This window comes from Endozoicomonas sp. ALC020, from assembly GCF_049275935.1.
Lineage (GTDB): Bacteria > Pseudomonadota > Gammaproteobacteria > Pseudomonadales > Endozoicomonadaceae > Endozoicomonas_A.
The window spans coordinates 1,332,881-1,350,753 of record NZ_CP184830.1 but is presented as its reverse complement, the minus strand read 5'-3'; the positions used below and the strand labels follow the sequence as shown (position 1 = coordinate 1,350,753).

The window sequence follows — 17,873 nt, the reverse complement described above, 5'->3', positions numbered from 1 at the left end:
TTCTGGTAATCTCGAAAAAGTGTTCAAGAGTTAACAGAATGAGTGTTCAAGCGCCGCCAGAATAGGTGTTCAAGAGTTAACAGAATCAGTGTTCAAGCGATGCCAGAATATGCAATCCTCATTTGAGTGGCTGTCAGGGCTTACTGGACTGCTGGGCTCGCGGCTTTTGGGCCGTACTTATTAGGGTTTATTTTATATGGATGTCCTGTTTTTTATTCCTAGCGAAAGCAGCGTGCAACTGTTGTTCAAGGATCATCTGGGCAGTATTCACACGATCATGGACGGCAACGCCATGACCCTGCTGCAACGGCAGAGTTTTGATCCCTTCGGCCAGAGAAGGAACGCCACCAACTGGCAGGACCTACTGGACAGCCAGCTCAGCAGCTTCAACACCAGCTATACGACCAGAGGCTTCACCGGCCACGAGCAGCTGGACGAAGTGGGTCTGATCCATATGAATGGTAGGGTGTATGACCCGAAACTGGGGCGTTTCCTGCAAGCCGATCCATTTATCCAGGCAGCGGGCAACACCCAGAGTTTTAACCGCTATAGCTATGTGCTGAATAATCCGTTGAATGCGGTTGATCCCAGTGGATACTTCTTCAAGTGGGTTAAGAAGAAAATAAAGAAAATAACTCGCAGTGTTATAAAAGGACTCTCAAAAGTATTTGGCCCTGAGCTTGTAAATATCGTAGGTAGTTTCGTTGCCGGATATTACGGTGGGGCTGCTGGTGTTGCAGCCTGGAACTATGAATTTGCCAGAGCCATGGGAGCCAGTTCAGGCGATGCTCTAAAATCAGGTGCTATTGCAGGTGCTTCAGCTTTTGCCTTTAATGCGATAGGGGCAAAATTTAATGGCGCAGAGGGTACTTGGAATGCTGCTGGTGGGGCTGCACATATAGCAGCACACGCAATTACTGGAGGAGTGATTTCAGAATTGCAAGGAGGTAAGTTCGGCCATGGCTTTATCTCTGCGGGCTTTACCAAGTTTGCTACGAGTAACATGAATGTTATACAGGGTAAATCAGCAGCAGCCGTCGCAGGGCGAACGACAGTTGCTGCACTTATTGGAGGTACTGCTTCAAAGCTGACCGGAGGCAAGTTTGCCAATGGAGCCCAGACAGCAGCTATGGCTCATTTGTTCAACGCTGAGGGTAAGGTTATAGCTAAAATCGGTAAGGACGTATTTACATTCTCTGGTAATACTGAAGATTACTATTGCGGCAGCACTGGAAATACAGAGTGCAAAGCTAACCTTGCGGGTGGAACAATGCTTAAGAGGTTTGGAAACTTATATGTTAGCGAAGACTCTCAAGGGTACAAGGCATATTCAGATGCTGTCAAAGTTAATCTAGCTTCTCATGTATCAGATGGGATGACTCTTATCACAGTTGTTTTTCCTGCATCGGCACCAGTGGCAGGAGGGGTTGCGCTCTTTGCGGATGGCGTAAAGATAATATATTCCGATAACCCGGCTGAAACAGCTGCCCAGATAGCTATTGGAAAAATTGGAGGAGGTCTATCAGGTAAGGCTGCCATGATGCGAAATCCATCAATTTCAGGCCATAATGTACAGAGGATAGAAGCCATAGGAGGAAAGGTTTCAGAGGAGTCTCTCAAATGGTAAAGGTGTTTGAAGCTTCAATTAGTAAGATATTTAATAAAAACATAGAAAAATGCGTTGGAAAGTATAAAATTCAATATGCTTTTAGGCTTATAGTTATTTCTTTGATGGCCTTTTTGATATCGAGTTTAAATCATAATTTTGCTGTTTCAATAATATTAAGCTTGGCAATAGAGCTATATATTGTTGATTTATATACAGATAGGATAATGCCGCCTGCATTCTTGTGCAAAAGCACTTATATGCATGAGTTAAATAACTCTCATATATTGATTAAGTCACTTTTTTTGATCGTAAATGGAGGCGTAATAATTTTCTTGTTAATGATCTTACTCCTCTAATCTTTATCTGATGCTACTGGAGTCTTTCAGGTTGGGAGTAAACTTTAAAACTGCATAGACTCTTTCCCAGCCTGAGGGTGATATACTGCGCGTTTAATCGTGTTTTTATCATAAATGTTTGTGGGCGGTTCCCCACCCACCGCCAGTGAACAATTTAGTATTACGCGCTCGTAGCTCAGCTGGATAGAGTACCTGGCTACGAACCAGGCGGTCGTAGGTTCGAATCCTACCGAGCGCGCCATCTTCAGAAAGCCCTATTTTTATAGGGCTTTTTGTCGTTTTGGGGATGGGTTTTTCTGGCTCTCTGTTTGTTTGATAATCATCCCCTGTCTTATAACTGCGTACTTGGAAAATTCCTGAAAAAGCCGATTTTTGGCCATTTTTGGGCCGTTTTTTCTCTCTCCTCTCTAAATAACGTACTTCGGCTACTTTGAAGTACGTTACTTGATTTCCTCTTTATAATCAGTGATTTGCAGGTGTTTTTTAGTTTCTGGGACGGGTGTTGGGTTTGCACTTTTATAGCGGTGTGGGCGGGGTGTTGTCGGCGAACTTTTTGATTATTTTTTACTGCTTTTTTTCTCCACAGAGGAACTGTATTTGTTCTAAAGTGTACAATATTTTATACAGAGTGCTAAGCTGTTGGATAACGAAAAGCAGATTTTCTGGATGGGTAGCTCCCTGGAAGACCTGCTTGAATTCCTGGGTATGGCCAAGCGAGAAGCGGGTTATCAATTAAGCCGGGTACAGCATGATCTCGACCCTGAACACTGGAAGGATTTCAAGACAGTGGGAGCGGGTGTCAGGGAAATTATCATCTCGGAAGAAGGTGGTGCTTTTCGAGTGATGTATTTGGCCAAGTTTGAGGAAGCTGTATACGTGCTTCACAGTTTTCAAAAGAAAACCCAACAAACCAGTAAGCACGACAAGCAAGTAGCAGCTCGCCGTTACAAGCAGGTTCTGGCAGAACGGAGCAAAAGGAGGAAGGACGGATGAGTATTAAGAACATCGGACATACGACACCAACAGGTGGCAACGTTTTTGCCGACCTGGGCTTTTCCCCTGAAGAAGCAAAGAAACTGAAAGAGGAAGCTGAGGGTAAAATTAAAGCGGATCTCAAGATTCAACTGATGGTAGAAATTACAAAGGCCATCAGAGATCGCCAGCTGAAGCAGGAAGAAGCTGCACGGTTGTTGAATGTGAGCAGACCCAGAGTCTCTGATGTGATGACAGGGAAGGCCAGCAAGTTCACCATTGATGCATTGGTGGACATGCTACAAAAACTGGGTCTTTCAGTGACACTCAAAGTCGCTTGAGGCAGGGAGGGAGTAAATCAATCTTCCGATACCCCCAAAGCCTTCTTCTGCTCAGACCAGAGCAAGGGGAAAGGGCTTCATTTTCTATAGAAGTCTGCGCCTATGCTGTATGCCTTTTCGATCACAGGGGCAAAATCCGGCTAAGGCGTTGCCTCATATACTTTACGATTATCTTGAGCTGGTTGACTGGAGTGGGCTTGCAGTCCGATCCGATAAGAAAAGTTCAATCCGATCAGATATCCCACCCATTCTGAGCCGACTGGAAATTGATTCAAATGAATGGCTCAAAACCATGAGATGGAATAACCGCTTCTATCGGGCAGTGGGCAGGCTAGAAGTCATGAAAACTTTTGCTCGGGAAATGGGGCAGCAATGGGTACAGGGGTTGTTTACCTGTAGTCGTTTATTTTCATGGCGTAAGCTGATTGTCCGACTTTTCCGTTGTTAGTTTGTTGCTCCTGTCATCTGGGGAACTCTGCTATTTCTGATTTTTCCCCTTTTTAAGTGATTCGCTTGTTGTTTGTTATGGTAAACGATTAATATCCTCATTTGAGAGGCTGTCAGGGCTTAATGGACTGCTGGGCTCGCGGCTTTTGGGTTGTTGCGGAACATAATCAGCCTTAACCTTCGAGATATAGCTTCACATTTGCTTTTTTTGCAGCTTTCGCTAGTGCATCATCCAGAGTAGCAAGTGGCAGTCCTTCACGAATAGCCAATTCTAAATAGGCTGCATCATAACTACTGAGATTGTAATTTCTGGCAAGCCCCAGTGTTCGACTAAACGCCTGATTAGACGTTAATGGATCGGCGAAAATAGGCAGATTTTCCAGTTGAGCAAGAAAACCTTCAGACAGGGCAATGTCTATATCACCTCTGCGCTCTGACCGAGACACTACATTACACACTTCCAGATGCCAGAGATTTGGGACAATTGCATCAACCGAAGCCAGTGCTGCCATAACATCTTCGGCATACTGCTGATCAGAAGTATCTTCTGTTTTCAATAGCCAGCGCATTGTTACAGAATTGTCCAACACGAAGTCTGTCTTCATCTGCGACCTTCTTCACGAAGAGCTTTCAAATCTACATCAGATATTGTTGGCTTCTTCATCTTTAGTAGATTATTGATGGCTGCTTGAGCCTTCAAACGACTTTTTGCTCGACTGGGGATGAGGTCAGCAATCGGTTTGCCACGGTTTGTTATAGTAAAAGCTTCTCCAGCCTCAACACGGCGAAGAATTTCTGGGAGTTTGGTTTTGGCATCATAAGAGCCAATTTCTTCAAGCATTTGAGTAGCCTCTTTTTTTTGGTTTATATAGACCAGTATACTAGTCTATTAATGTTATGCAATAAAGAAAAAAGAACACCCTTATATTTGACAAATAAGCCAGCTTGCCCAGTTTTTCCCTGTCGCTGATATTTAGTTCCGGCAGGAGAGGTTATTCCTGTGCACGAAGTTCTTTGATCGACCCAGGTTCCACGCCTTATTATCACTGTACAGCTTGATGCGTGTGCAGAGCGTATTTGTGTGGAGAGGATTATTTGACGGGCAAGAACTACGAGCATCGTCGGCAGTGGGTTGTAGATAAGCTGAGGGAACTGGTTTCAATCTTTTCTATAGAAGTCTGTGCCTATGCTGTTATGTCTAATCACTACCATGTGGTTTTGCATATCAATGAGAAACCTGCCAGAGAGTGGGCAAGAGATGAAATTTTGAGTCGATGGACAAGGCTTTTCACAGGGCCGCTTCTGGTTCAGAGGTATCTTGCTGCTGACCAGCTGAGTCACTCGGAACTGACTCGTGTGGACGAATTTGCTGAAGAATATCGAAATCGTTTAACGAATATCAGCTGGTTCATGCGTTGCCTGAACGAATATCTTGCCCGTGAGGCTAACCAGGAAGATGACTGCAAAGGTCGCTTCTGGGAAGGACGGTTTAAAAGTCAGGCGTTGTTGGATGAGGCAGCATTGTTAACCTGCATGGCCTATGTTGACCTGAATCCGCTCCGTGCCGAAATGTCGGAAACTCCAGAAGGATCAGACTACACGTCGATTCAGGAACGAATTGAAAATTTGGCAGGTTCTGATACCCGAAAGCAGCCAGTCACCCTTATGCCTTTTCGATCACAGGGGCAAAATCCGGCTAAGGCGTTGCCTTATATACTTCACGATTATCTTGAGCTGGTTGACTGGAGTGGGCGTGCAGTCCGATCTGATAAGAAAGGTTCAATCCCTTCAGATATCCCACCCATTCTGAGCCAACTGGAAATTGATTCAAATGAATGGCTCAAAACCATGAGATGGAATAACCGCTTCTATCGCGCAGTGGGCAGGCTGGAAGCCATGAAGACTTTTGCTCGGGAAATGGGGCGGCAATGGGTACAGGGGTTGTTTACCTGTAGTCGTTTATTTCATGGCGTAAGCTGGTTGCCCGACTTTTCCGTTGTTATTTGTTGCTCCTGTCATCTGGGGAGCTCTGCTATTTCTGACTTTTCCTCTTTTTGAGTGATTCGCTTGTTGTTTGTTTTGATAAACAATTAATATCCTCATTTGAGTGGCTGTCAGAGCTTAATGGACTGTTGGGCTCGCGGCTTTTGGGCGGTGTTTATTACGGTTTATTTTATATGGATGTCCTATTTTTTTTATATGGATGTCCTATTTTTTGGATGTCCTATTTTTTATTTTTTATCACAATGTTATCAGTCGGGTCTCGGGCATTACTGCCAATCTGGTAGCTCATGATTTTACCGCTGGTAATATCTCCCTGGCACTTCGAGGCAGTGTTATTGAGGCTTCTCGCCGGTGACTGATGAAGCGCAAGAAACCTTTGGTGTGGCGGGTGAATTGATTCCTTTTGAGCATTTACCTGATTTGGATCAGACCATTACGGTAAAAGACAGCCCGGATACCGTATTGGTAGAAGGTGACGACCACCAACTGATGAAATCTGGCATTCAGGTCATTGAAGGTGGTGGTATTGATGACCAGGGCATCAAGGTCAGTTACACCCCACTTAAGGCTAATACGGTACAAGCCCTCGTAGAGTCCGGGCGAGAGTTTACCTTGTTTATGAAAGGGTTGAATGATGCTCAGGAGGGGTTGCCCTTCAATATCAGAGTACATCGAGTGAAGTTCTCTCCGGTACAGAATCTGGGCTTTATCTCGGATGACTTCGCCAGCATTCCCCTACAAGTCGATGTGCTGGCGGATACGTCGATTTCAGGGAATGGGCTGAGTTCTTTCATGCAACTGGATCTGGCGGGCTAGTCGCTAAAATTTCCACGTGTTCCTTTTTGATGGGCAATACAAAATCTGTGTGATAAACGAGGTGCACTTTTCTTTTTTGGTGCTAATATGGTGCATATATGAACCAAGGAGAGAGTCTCATGCCCAGACAGAGCATCACGTTTACCGAGCCCAACGATGAGTGGCTCAAGGCTCAGGTTGACAGCAAAGAATACAGTAGTAAAAGCGATGTCATTAATGACCTGATCAGACAAGCCCGATCCAGAAAAAGTGAACTTGAAGCGATTCGTGAAGCACTGATCAAAGGAGAAAACAGTGGTATCAGCGAATTAACTCCTGAAGACATAGTGACCCAGGTACTGGAGCGAAAACGTAAAAATGGCGAGTTATAAGCTATCAAATGAAGCTGCTTTGGATATAGGACGTATCCTTGAGTTTGGCATTGATAACTTTGGTCTGGATCAGGCAATTCATTACCACGATAGCTTGCAGGCCCGTTTGACAGAATTAGCGAGTTTTCCACTTCACTACCCGGCAGTGGAGCATATCCGCAAGGGATACCGTATGAGTGTGTACGGTTCTCACTCCATTTATTACCAAATTCAGGAAGATTATGTCCTGATTGTTCGGATTATGGGGAGACAGGATATCTCTGAAACATTTCAGGCGTAAGACGGCTATCAGTCTGCAGATCCACACCCACCACCTTTTCACGACACTGATGTCGCTCCTCTAAAAAAAAAAAGATAAAAAATAGTGTTAAAAAATAGGACACCCTTATATTTGACAAAGATAAAAAATAGGACACCCTTATATTTGACAAACAAGCTAGCTAGTCTAGTTTTTCCCTGTCGCTGATATTTAGTTCCGGCAGGAGAGATTATGACCCGTGCACGAAGTTCTTTGATCGACCCAGGTTCCACGCCTTATTATCACTGTATAGCTCGATGCGTACGCAGGGCGTATTTGTGTGGAGAGGATTATTTAACGGGCAAAAACTACGAGCATCGTCGGCAGTGGGTTGTAGATAAGCTGAGGGAACTGGTTTCAATCTTTTCTATAGAAGTCTGTGCCTATGCTGTTATGTCTAATCACTACCATGTGGTTTTGCATATCAATGAGAAACCTGCCAGAGAGTGGGCAAGAGATGAAATTTTGAGTCGATGGACAAGGCTTTTCACAGGGCCGCTTCTGGTTCAGAGGTATCTTGCTGCTGACCAGCTGAGTCACTCGGAACTGACTCGTGTGGACGAATTTGCTGAAGAATATCGAAATCGTTTAACGAATATCAGCTGGTTCATGCGTTGCCTGAACGAATATCTTGCCCGTGAGGCTAACTAGGAAGATGACTGCAAAGGTCGCTTCTGGGAAGGACGGTTTAAAAGTCAGGCGTTGTTGGATGAGGCAGCATTGTTAACCTGCATGGCCTATGTTGACCTGAATCCGCTCCGTGCCGAAATGTCGGAAACTCCAGAAGGATCAGACTACACGTCGATTCAGGAACGAATTGAAAATTTGGCAGGTTCTGATACCCGAAAGCAGCCAGTCACCCTTATGCCTTTTCGATCACAGGGGCAAAATCCGGCTAAGGCGTTGCCTTATATACTTCACGATTATCTTGAGCTGGTTGACTGGAGTGGGCGTGCAGTCCGATCTGATAAGAAAGGTTCAATCCCTTCAGATATCCCACCCATTCTGAGCCAACTGGAAATTGATTCAAATGAATGGCTCAAAACCATGAGATGGAATAACCGCTTCTATCGCGCAGTGGGCAGGCTGGAAGCCATGAAGACTTTTGCTCGGGAAATGGGGCAGAAATGGATACGGGGGTTGTTTACCTGTAGTCGTTTGTTTCATGGCGTAAGCTGATTGCCTGACTTTTCCGTTGTTAATTTGTTGCTCCTGTCATCTGGGGAGCTCTGCTGTTTCTGATTTTTCCCCTTTTTGAGTGATTCGCTTGTTGTTTGTTATGGTAAACGATTAATATCCTCATTTGAGAGGTTGTCAGGGCTTAATGGATTGCTGGGCTCACGGCTTTTGGGCAGTGTTTATTAGGGTTTATTTTATATGGATGTCCTATTTTTCCATTTTTCTCTCTTAATGATGAACGACACTACAAAGAAACGCACAGCTTTTCAGAAGTAAAGGAAACAAAATGGAGAAGAAAGTTTGTTGATGGTAAAAATGTGACTATGACCGATAAATATGGTGATCCGAAATGGGGGGACTTGGATGATGTTCTTGGTGCAGTAGCTTATGCAGCGGATATCGTACTAGGTAGAGCCCTTAATTTAGATTATCAAGCTAAAATTCAGCACTACGGCGAATATGAAATGTGGGAGCAGGTTGAGGTCACAAAGTACTATGAACATAGAATGCGTTCATTAAGTGACTATGATGAAACACTGCTTTCGATCAGCGACCCTGTTCCAACAGGTAGACATGAGTGGCGGCCAACCGGTCTAGTAACAGATACAAAACAAGTAGACTATACATTATGCCCAATATCATGCAGTCTGATTCATCAGTAAATTTATGGAAGTGCTTTCTGTTGTTAGTGTTTACAGTTTTACTATCTGTTGCTAACGAAAGATTTAGTAAGCCAGATATGTCATTTGTCACTGATGACTATAGACAGTACTACCGTGATATAGAAAAAAAAGATTCTCTTACAGAAGAGGAATTTCAAAAACTTACAGATAGGTCTAACGCTTTTATCGAAGAGTTGAATAAAAAAGAGTCAGTAAATAAAGTTGTTGGCCAAACAGTATTTGTAAAGCTGTTAATTATTCCAATTTCTGCATTATTGTTCTTTTTTGCTCCTTTAGTCCTTAAACTAAGAGGGAGGGGGAGCTTACTTTTTGCAACCATCCATATAGTGGTTATTGTGAGCCTACTAGTGAATATTTTTGAGGCAGTGCTCTATCTAGCCGCTTTCTTGATGGGTAGTAGATTTCAGAATAGAAGGGCTAATGATGGGTTATGATTATTTCTGGTTCTTGAGAAAATAAAAAGGTGGCGGGGCACTATCAGAAAAATATGCTGAAGGTTCCCCGCCCACCGCCAGTGAACAAGTTAGCATTACGCGCTCGTAGCTCAGCTGGATAGAGTACCTGGCTACGAACCAGGCGGTCGTGGGTTCGAATCCTACTGAGCACGCCATCTTCAGAAAGCCCTATTTTTATAGGGCTTTTTGTGGTTCATGTAGTGATTTTTACGGCTCCTTGCCTGTTTGAAAATAATCCAAAGACCTACTCTGTCAACTTTCACCTTCCACGGGTTCTGACCAGGCCTGTTGCATCATTTTTACCTTAATCATCCCATCAGAATAGATATCGCTTTCCACGGGAGCTTTACTTTTTAATTGCTCACTGACTTTGTTGAGAATATTGTCGCTCAAAGCATTCAAGTCATCACGATAGGAAGCTGTCAGGGTTTTAAATGCATTTTTCAGATGGATATCATTTCCAGATAAATCCGGAGCGTATAAAACGATTCTAACCAGTGCTGAAGCGATCAGGTCAGCCGCTTTGTCTGTTTCTTTGTCAGCCATTAAAAAACGGGCTTCTGAAAAACAATGAATGACAGATGTAATAATTTGTACGAGCTGGGTGCGGGCATCCAGCTCTGGTTTTCCAAAGTAGAATTTTTGACGTCGATAAGACTGCGTTAACTCTTCATTGGCAGAATCTGCTGCCATTTGCTCATCCTCGCTATGGGATGCCGCAACATTCAACATGGCCTTGCGGGAATGGGCATAAATTCTTTTTCTGAGAGGATCTGTTGTTCCGAATTCAAAAACATTGGCCAAAAAGTTAGCTATAGACCGCGAAACCAGATCCATGCTGTGGAAATAAGCTTTAATGGACGCCTGCACTACAAAGCCTGCTATACCAAGCATATATTCACCATAAACTGCCCAGGAATCCAGGACATCCTGAGCATATTCTGTATCTTCCTGATCACATTTAATACCCCAGTTATTTAATATATCCAGATAACTATCCTTAATGGCTTTGTCACCATAGTTTGAATCCAGCTCGGCAAGATGAAGTAAAACCTGTCTTGCATAAAGGGGCATCAGATTTTTTTGTTGTAACATGTTCAGAGCATTGCCCAATCGTGCGTTGGCCAGGGCAGAGATGACCTTACTGCTGGTTTTAAATTCCGGATGATAATATCTGAGAGCGTAAGCAGAGTATGCGACAACTCTGGCTGAGTCAGTGTAATTTTTCTCCTGATCCGTCAAGAGGGTGTTCGCCAGTAACCAGCATTTTACCAGCATGGCTTCCATCGTCATCTTATAGGAGCGACTGGTTTGGGCTTCAATACTGAGTTTCCGGTGTACAACATTCACCTTGGCAGCAAGCTCGCTCTGAATCTCCTGATCTTCCGGGTCAAGAATGCCGGTTGTGCTGCCTATCCCGTTTTTAACGACAGTTTGCAGATGCACAATGGCAGGTTCACCCACTGAACGAAGTCCGAACTCTATCATTGAGAACAGGAAATAATAACTAACCAGTCGCCAGAAATGTTTTTGCCCGGTTTTCTTTGGATCAACTTTATCAATGGTTAAAGGTTTGATTAGCCCCATTATCATTGAGTACCCGAGAGCGGCACCATGTATTGTTGCGGTAGTCACGGTCTCTCTGCTGGGCAAATATTGGTAATAAAATGGAGATTCTTCTTCGGGTTCAGTCAATCCCTCGGGTAGACACTCTTCTGCAGGGCAAATGTCAGTCTGGTTGTTGGTTGCCACTGAATGGGATGTAACAGGTTTTGCGCCATCCAAAGAAATCTTTGCCCAGCTTTCGCTGAGTTCCTTGTACCCTTCACAATCAGAACATGCAGGGTCGAGAGTTATAACCTGTTTATAGATCTTGTTAACCTCTGATACCGATTTAATGGGCTGGTAAGCTATCAAAAGGCTTCTCATAAGTGTGTCCTGGGCGTTGACTTCAACGATCTCCCGATAATTCTGCACCAGGGCACCGGCTAAAATAGGGGCTTTTTCAGAGGGGGTTCTGTAGGCATCCGCAAAGTGAATAATCAGTAACTCCATTGCCCTTTGACTATTTGATCGGGCGAAATTGGGTTGCTCAGCCAGAATCATCCCCGCTTTTTTTTGCAGGGTACTGAAATACTGGTTGCTATAATCGGCGATGCCGGATGTTCTGTTGACCGATGAGCCGGTATTAATAGCACCCCAGTTTTCAAGGGAGCGCCTTGATTGGGAAGCAAAGCGTTCCATATTTTCTTTTGTGGTTGACAGCCCGACTATTTTGGAAAAATGTTTAGTTATCACCTGAATAGCGATATGTTTTTTATCAGCGAAATAAAGGAAAGTTCCGGGTACAGAAACCCCTAAAATAAAAATACTTGTTCTGATTTGATCCTTCGAAACACTTTTTAGCAATGACTTAATAAGCCCTGTTTCCTCAAGGTTAGAATGAGAGGCAAGCACTTTTAACTCATCTATCGCATCGTTTTCATATTGAAGGCAATCAATACTCCCAACTTTCCACTGATTCAGCATATCGCAATACCTGAGACCCATAGTGGCCGAATGTTCCATCAGTGGATCCATAACCTTCAGGTAGTGCGTTACTCGAGATCTGAAGCCAGGATGCTGACGCCAGTCAATCGCCCGGCTGAAGCTGGCGTAAACACTGTCGAAAACATCAAGGGCTGTCGCCTCCGGATGAAGGTAAACCATAGATAGAGCACTAAATGCCATCAATGCTGCAGCGTGATCTTCATCGCCTCTGGACATAGCCAGGCTCGCAGAAGAAGACACTGTATCAATAATGTCGAGTAGCCGGAAATAGGTTTTTCTGGCCTTTTGCGCATGAAGGCTCAATATTGAAAATGTTGATAGTGAGCGGTAGAGCAAATCAGATTGCAGTTCGTCTGTCTTTTTAGTTATATGACTGTCCGATAAAGCTTTATAGCTGATACTTTCGAGGCGGGCACTGATATTATCAGTGAGGTGTTGGCTCATAGCTCTTTGTACATTATTGCTGTGAATCTTTAGTAGCTTATAGAGAAAGTTATAGCCTTTAGAATCCAGATACTTATCAAGAGAAGTGATCGCTACCTCTGAGCCAAGGGGGACCAGCCCCCAGGCGACACCTGTCTTTAAATGATCTGTTATGTAAAATTGATGATTGTCATCATCCTGCTTCTCTGTGCCTAAAGCAGATTGACCAAACAGCACGAACGTGATGATCAAGTTCACCGTGATTTTGTTCATTAGTCACCTGATAGGTTGAAAAAACCAGTTTTAACCATTGGCTGTTGATATTCATAGTAACGTGACTGCCCCCCTACCCTCTCGAAAGTGTTGCGTAAGTTCTGGTTCCCATGCTTTCAAGCCCTGTGGGTTCCATCGGGGAAGCCCATACCTTCACTGAAAGGAATAAAAAATGCGTTCCCACAGAGATCATATTAATGAGTTTTCGAACTTTTGCGAAAACCTCAATTGAGCGAGGGTTTACGGCACTTTTGCAATAACTATAGTTAGAAAAAAGTTGTCGTATTTAACCTTTTCGTCTAGATAAAGTGAGTTTGTCTCAGAATTCACCAGTCACAAGGCGATAAAATGTCAGATAATACTGAATTCAGTAAATGGAGAGCGAGGCTTTGGCCCGTCTACGTTTATGAGCTTAAAAAGCTACTTCCGATGATCCTGATGTTCTACCTGATACTCTTTAACTACACCATATTGCGAGACACGAAAGACACTCTGGTAGTTACTGGTGCTGGTTCAGGAGCGGAGATAATACCTTTTTTAAAATTATGGGTGAATGTACCTTTTGCAATAATATTCACAGTTACATACGCAAAGCTGAGTAATATATTTGAGAGGAGAACTTTATTTTATTTAGTTATATCCAGCTTTCTGTTGTTTTTCTGTTTTTTTTCTCTGGTTCTTTATCCCGCTCGGGATATGCTTCATCCAACAGAGTTTGCAGATTACTTGCAGAGTATTTTGCCGCCCGGATTTATGGGATTGATCGCTGTTATGCGTAACTGGACGTTTTCTCTTTTCTACGTCATGTCTGAGCTTTGGGGAAGTGTCTGCCTCTCTCTGATGTTCTGGGGCTTTGCCAACCATATTACCCGAGTCTCAGAATCCAAACGATTTTATGCGCTTTTCGGCATGATGGGTAATTTGGCATTACCAACGGCAGGACTGTTTGTCTACTTTGCTTCACAGACTCGTGAAAACCTTGCTGAAGGTGTTGACCCCTGGGGTTACTCCCTGAATTTAATGACGGGTGTCCTTACTATTGGTGGCATTTTGATTATGGCGACTTACTGGTGGATCAACCGGTATGTGATGACAGATCCAAGGCTTTATAAACCTGATGAGATAGCAAGCTCCAATAAGGAAAAATTATCCTTATCCCTGAAAGAAAGTTTTATGCATATTATCAATTCAAAATATCTGCTTTGTATTGCCCTTTTGGTTATTGGATATGGTGTCTGTATCAATATTGTTGAAGTCACCTGGAAAAACCAGCTACGCATGCAATATCCAAACCCCCATGAATACAATCAGTTCATGGGATTATTTTCCACCTGCACAGGCATTGTGACTATTTCCATGATGCTGTTTTTTACTAACAATGTTATCCGTCGCTTTGGCTGGACAATAGCTGCACTTTGCACTCCGGTGGTTTTATTAATTACCGGAACTTTGTTTTTTTGTTTTGTTTTATTCAGGGATATCGTACCCGATATTTTATTTCTGGCGCTGGGCACCACTCCATTGATGCTAACCGTCATATTGGGGGGTGTACAAAATATCATGAGTAAATCGACCAAGTACTCCTTGTTCGATCCCACCAAGGAAATGAGCTACATCCCACTTGACCCTGAAGAGAAAGTGAAAGGTAAGGCGGCAGTTGATGTTATTGGCAATCCGACCGGTAAATCAACAGGCTCAGTCATACAGCAAATATTAATAATTTATTTGGGTTCACTGGCGGCTATTGCTCCTTACGTAGCTGTTATCGTTCTGCTTTTTTTTGCTATATGGATTGCCGCAGCCCGCTCATTAGGGCGCCAATTTAATGAACTCTCGAGGGCGAAGAAAAAGCCGCCTGAGGCGCAATCTCAGGAAGCTGCCCCCAGCTCGCAAGCACCTTTGGGCAAAAAACTGGGTCCGGCTGATTACTGAGGCATCTTTCAGAGTGCCTTAGCACCTGACCAATCTTGGCGAAGGTGAAATTGATCCTGGTCGGTCAGTCCGTATTGCCATTAAGCAGGTATGACCGTAATCAAAATGTCAAAAGGTAGCTATTGTGCAATCCACAGTGGCTACATAGCAGGTTTTTATATGCACTTAAAATCAGGTTTGCAGCCATTAATGCTTTTTGCTTCAGGATTTTGGAATACTGCAGTTTTATCGGGTGAATCATTATCAGATAACTCGCGCTTTATTAATAATACGACACTGGGCGGAAAGCTTCGGACTGTCTATTACGATGTACACAACACGGTAAAAGACTCGACATCAGGAGCCTGGACGGGAGGCTTATCGCTTGATTTGCGTTCCGGTTTGGGTGAAATGGTAGGAATAGGAGCCAGTTTGTATAGCGCGGTCAAGTTGTACATGCCCGAAGAGAATACTAATTCATATCAATTGTTGAATAATGCTAACGAAGGCTTCAGTAAGCTGGGGCAAGCTTATGTCGAACTAAAATTACCGTCAACGTTCGAAAACCGATCACTCAGCTTTAAGGCGGGACGACAGAATTTACGTACCGGACTGATTTCCGGCTCCAGCTCAAGAACCGTTCCCAGCAACTGGAATGGGTATAATCTCAAAGGCACGATTGAAAACCTGGAAATCGGTTTTGCTCTGGTTGATCAAATGTCACTTAGAAATCAGGCAGGTTTTCATAGTCTGATGAACTTTTCCGGTGAAAAAATTGATTACATCATAGGTGCTGAAGCGATCTATACACTTCAGTTTTCCAAAGAGCGTGAATTGCAGCTTAAATATCGCAATGCTTTTGCCAAAGAATTTTTAAAGGCACACAATGGCGATATCTTGTTTACCACATACGCAGGACAGAATCTCAAAATTAACCTGGGGGGTAGTTATTATCAAACCCAAAAAAGTGGTCGTCTCTGGCAGGGTGCAGGCTGGGGTGGCTCGCCATTATTTGACGATAAAGCCAGTGTTATCAACCTTCACGGGGGCTTGGCTGCTGGTGCATGGCATTTTCGTGCAGGAGTCAGTCATTTTAAGGCACCATCCAGCGTAAAAGCTTCAGGCAATGCTTACACTCCACCCGGTGCTTATTATTATGATTTCGGAGCAAACACCCACGGGTACTGGGATATTAACACTTCAGGTTCTGCAGAAGATATGTTGTATGACGGTGAAACCGCATGGATGATGGGTGTTACTTATCATTTTTCAGAATCCTGGCTCAAAGGGCTGAAAGCAGGTTATTCATTTCATTATGGCTCCGGCATGAAGGTCATCACCCCCGGCGGCCAAAAAATAGCTGTCGCAGAACAGGAACACGACATTCATCTGGTTTATGCCTTTCCGAAGACTGTATTGGAAGGGTTGAAATTTAAACTGAAATACGGTCTTTATCGAGATGATAAGGCATTACGAAAAGCCATTCACAAAGAAGAAAACGATCTGCGTGTCTGGCTTGATTATGATTTCCGGATTTTCTGATTTCAGCCGGAGGTGCTGTCGCCTTATGGAGACTTAATGGCTGCATAAAAGAACCGACAACGTTCCATTTCAGCCTGATATTTTCTTTTAAAGGATGGACTAAGGGCTGACAGCCTTTTCCAGCTCGCTGAAACCATTACTCTGGGATCAACAACCCGGCAACGAAGATTTTCAAAGGTTGTGCTAGCCTCATTTGCATCAGTCGTCTCATAAACCCGGTACCAGGCTGATTTTATTTTTTCGACAAGAGCGGCAACCTTTGTATCTTCGCTGCTTAGCATGGACTGCCATACTTCTCTATCTCCCATCTGGTATTTGATATCTTCCAAAGTCAATTCATTTATAGATATCATGCGTCTGATTGCCTCTGTCGTCCATTGGTAAAGTGTCCGTCCCCAGGCGGTGACAAATATATTCTTGTTGAGCTCCAGGCTGGCATCTGCAAGTAACTGGGCTGAATCCTGACTGCTAAAATACCAGTGGTTAGTTAACGGATCATGGCGAAGGGACTTTATGATCTGATCGACCTGTTCCCGGGTTAAAGTCTTCCTTCTGACTGAGCCTTGTAATATGTAATCCAGCCGATCTGCGCATATATCCGGCAGCTCTCTTTCAAGCATTGTGAATTGAATATTTTCAGGGGCTACGTCGTCAGGCGTTAGACCATGATTTTTCAATATCAGGGCAACCCCGTGCTTTTCTAAAAAACCTCTGAATAGCGAATCATGGTAATCAGGATTCCCTGCAGAGCTTGTAGTAAAAAGGTAATCTGAGACATGACTGAATGTAGTGTGAGATATATCGTGGAGCAACCCGCTGACCTGCTCCTCAAAGGGAGCCCCGAAATAATTCAGAAGATAAAGTACCCCAAGGGAATGGTCATAACGGGTATAAGATTCATTGTTATGCCCCTGAGAGTCAACCAGCTGAATAATTCCATACTGGTTAATGTTCTTCAGTCGTTTAACAGGTTGACTGTTCAACAGTTCTGACAATAAAGGAAACTGGGCACGATTAAACTCCAACACGCCATAATAGGTTTCTATCTGCTCATGGTCGTTGCTATTGGCTTTGGTCAGGAATCCCAAAACACATAAATGAGCTAAAAGCAGGTACCACGAGAAGCGTCGGAACTGCTGGTGGCCGGACTCAGACAGGGTATGACAGGTTATCATTTGATGCACCTTAAAACACTGGTAAACCAAAGTTAGCTCTAAAGCGGTGTTTGCCAGTATAGTCGCCAGTTCTGCCCTTTTTATCTAAACTGGCTGTTAGTTAAAGAGAGTGTGCAAGTAATCCAGGGGAGCGTAAAATTTCTTCCATAGATTCCATTCCGACTCCATGAGATTTTCTTCAAGTGAGATACAATAAACTGCATTGTTTGAAACGCCATTGATCAAAGCAAGAGCCAATGCAGAAGCGAGGATAATGTCGAGGTTTTTCAATAAATGTTTTGAGTCCAGTTGTGAGCTACCGTTGTAGACTCTTCGTTTATTGTGATTATTGATCCAGTCCGGCTTTCATCGTCTTTAACGGAATTGCAGTCGTATTTGCGACCTTCTACCTGTATTACGGTTTGAGTAGAGCGCGTGATTTGTGCGACAATGCTCTTGCCAATGAGATTAAACAAGAATTATACGAGA

General features: G+C 43.8%; 19 protein-coding genes and 2 tRNA genes. 17 read left to right on the top strand and 4 right to left on the bottom strand.

Features of this window, described 5'->3' with window-relative positions:
• Positions 1-196 precede the first annotated feature (196 nt).
• The 5 genes from ACOJUO_RS04035 to ACOJUO_RS04015 all read left to right on the top strand — a co-directional run bounded on the left by ACOJUO_RS04035 (position 197) and on the right by ACOJUO_RS04015 (position 3,726).
• Positions 197-1,627 carry an RHS repeat domain-containing protein gene (locus tag ACOJUO_RS04035; protein ID WP_422139001.1) on the top strand — a complete coding sequence of 477 codons (1,431 nt, stop codon included), beginning with the start codon at positions 197-199 and terminating at the stop codon, positions 1,625-1,627.
• Positions 1,628-2,129: 502 nt separating this feature from the next.
• Positions 2,130-2,206 (top strand) — tRNA-Arg (locus ACOJUO_RS04030).
• A 398-nt stretch (positions 2,207-2,604) separates the two neighbouring features.
• Positions 2,605-2,958 carry a type II toxin-antitoxin system RelE/ParE family toxin gene (locus tag ACOJUO_RS04025; RefSeq protein ID WP_422139000.1) on the top strand — a complete coding sequence of 118 codons (354 nt, stop codon included), beginning with the start codon at positions 2,605-2,607 and terminating at the stop codon, positions 2,956-2,958.
• Positions 2,955-3,278, top strand: coding sequence for a helix-turn-helix domain-containing protein (locus ACOJUO_RS04020; protein WP_422138999.1), 324 nt, complete (start codon positions 2,955-2,957; stop codon positions 3,276-3,278). Before ACOJUO_RS04025 ends, ACOJUO_RS04020 begins: the two co-directional genes overlap by 4 nt.
• A 109-nt stretch (positions 3,279-3,387) precedes the next feature.
• Entirely contained in the window at positions 3,388-3,726 is a 339-nt protein-coding gene (locus tag ACOJUO_RS04015) for a hypothetical protein (RefSeq protein WP_422138998.1), read from the top strand.
• A 172-nt stretch (positions 3,727-3,898) separates the two neighbouring features.
• Here ACOJUO_RS04015 and ACOJUO_RS04010 read toward each other — a convergent pair whose 3' ends face one another.
• Both ACOJUO_RS04010 and ACOJUO_RS04005 read right to left on the bottom strand, forming a co-directional pair.
• A complete protein-coding gene (locus ACOJUO_RS04010) occupies positions 3,899-4,330 on the bottom strand; it encodes a type II toxin-antitoxin system VapC family toxin (protein WP_422138997.1) in 432 nt (143 codons plus the stop codon).
• Positions 4,327-4,566, bottom strand: a complete 240-nt coding sequence (locus ACOJUO_RS04005; protein ID WP_422138996.1) for a type II toxin-antitoxin system Phd/YefM family antitoxin — start codon at positions 4,564-4,566, stop codon at positions 4,327-4,329. The genes ACOJUO_RS04010 and ACOJUO_RS04005 overlap by 4 nt, the downstream gene beginning before the upstream one ends.
• 254 nt (positions 4,567-4,820) lie before the next feature.
• On the opposite strand from ACOJUO_RS04005, the gene ACOJUO_RS04000 reads away from it, so the two are divergent.
• The 10 genes from ACOJUO_RS04000 to ACOJUO_RS03955 all read left to right on the top strand — a co-directional run bounded on the left by ACOJUO_RS04000 (position 4,821) and on the right by ACOJUO_RS03955 (position 9,686).
• Positions 4,821-5,783 carry a transposase gene (locus ACOJUO_RS04000; RefSeq protein WP_422138995.1) on the top strand — a complete coding sequence of 321 codons (963 nt, stop codon included), beginning with the start codon at positions 4,821-4,823 and terminating at the stop codon, positions 5,781-5,783.
• Positions 5,784-5,940: 157 nt separating this feature from the next.
• On the top strand, positions 5,941-6,084 hold the full coding sequence (locus ACOJUO_RS03995; RefSeq protein WP_422138994.1) for a hypothetical protein: 144 nt from the start codon (positions 5,941-5,943) through the stop codon (positions 6,082-6,084).
• The gene (locus ACOJUO_RS03990; protein WP_422138993.1) at positions 6,081-6,545 is read left to right on the top strand and encodes a hypothetical protein; all 465 of its coding nucleotides are present in this window, start codon (positions 6,081-6,083) and stop codon (positions 6,543-6,545) included. The genes ACOJUO_RS03995 and ACOJUO_RS03990 overlap by 4 nt, the downstream gene beginning before the upstream one ends.
• A gap of 119 nt (positions 6,546-6,664) precedes the next feature.
• Complete coding sequence (locus ACOJUO_RS03985; RefSeq protein ID WP_422138992.1) at positions 6,665-6,916, top strand: ribbon-helix-helix domain-containing protein; 252 nt, start codon at positions 6,665-6,667, stop codon at positions 6,914-6,916.
• Positions 6,917-6,935: 19 nt separating this feature from the next.
• Positions 6,936-7,196: a type II toxin-antitoxin system RelE/ParE family toxin gene (locus ACOJUO_RS03980; protein ID WP_422138991.1), complete on the top strand. Its 261-nt coding sequence runs from the start codon at positions 6,936-6,938 to the stop codon at positions 7,194-7,196.
• A gap of 210 nt (positions 7,197-7,406) precedes the next feature.
• Complete coding sequence (locus tag ACOJUO_RS03975; protein ID WP_422138990.1) at positions 7,407-7,865, top strand: transposase; 459 nt, start codon at positions 7,407-7,409, stop codon at positions 7,863-7,865.
• A gap of 51 nt (positions 7,866-7,916) precedes the next feature.
• Complete coding sequence (locus tag ACOJUO_RS03970) at positions 7,917-8,393, top strand: hypothetical protein (protein ID WP_422138989.1); 477 nt, start codon at positions 7,917-7,919, stop codon at positions 8,391-8,393.
• A 323-nt stretch (positions 8,394-8,716) separates the two neighbouring features.
• The gene (locus ACOJUO_RS03965) at positions 8,717-9,055 is read left to right on the top strand and encodes a hypothetical protein (RefSeq protein ID WP_422138988.1); all 339 of its coding nucleotides are present in this window, start codon (positions 8,717-8,719) and stop codon (positions 9,053-9,055) included.
• A gap of 20 nt (positions 9,056-9,075) precedes the next feature.
• Positions 9,076-9,510, top strand: a complete 435-nt coding sequence (locus ACOJUO_RS03960; protein WP_422138987.1) for a hypothetical protein — start codon at positions 9,076-9,078, stop codon at positions 9,508-9,510.
• Between the two features lie 99 nt (positions 9,511-9,609).
• Positions 9,610-9,686 (top strand) — tRNA-Arg (locus ACOJUO_RS03955).
• A gap of 97 nt (positions 9,687-9,783) precedes the next feature.
• Here ACOJUO_RS03955 and ACOJUO_RS03950 read toward each other — a convergent pair.
• On the bottom strand, positions 9,784-12,777 hold the full coding sequence (locus ACOJUO_RS03950; protein WP_422135464.1) for a hypothetical protein: 2,994 nt from the start codon (positions 12,775-12,777) through the stop codon (positions 9,784-9,786).
• 348 nt (positions 12,778-13,125) lie between these two features.
• Here ACOJUO_RS03950 and ACOJUO_RS03945 point away from each other — a divergent pair, with 348 nt between their 5' ends.
• Positions 13,126-14,709, top strand: a complete 1,584-nt coding sequence (locus tag ACOJUO_RS03945) for an NTP/NDP exchange transporter (RefSeq protein ID WP_422135463.1) — start codon at positions 13,126-13,128, stop codon at positions 14,707-14,709.
• A 159-nt stretch (positions 14,710-14,868) separates the two neighbouring features.
• Positions 14,869-16,230, top strand: a complete 1,362-nt coding sequence (locus ACOJUO_RS03940) for an OprD family outer membrane porin (RefSeq protein WP_422135462.1) — start codon at positions 14,869-14,871, stop codon at positions 16,228-16,230.
• A 23-nt stretch (positions 16,231-16,253) separates the two neighbouring features.
• Here ACOJUO_RS03940 and ACOJUO_RS03935 read toward each other — a convergent pair whose 3' ends face one another.
• Positions 16,254-17,405 carry an HD domain-containing protein gene (locus ACOJUO_RS03935; protein WP_422138986.1) on the bottom strand — a complete coding sequence of 384 codons (1,152 nt, stop codon included), beginning with the start codon at positions 17,403-17,405 and terminating at the stop codon, positions 16,254-16,256.
• Positions 17,406-17,873: the final 468 nt, after the last annotated feature.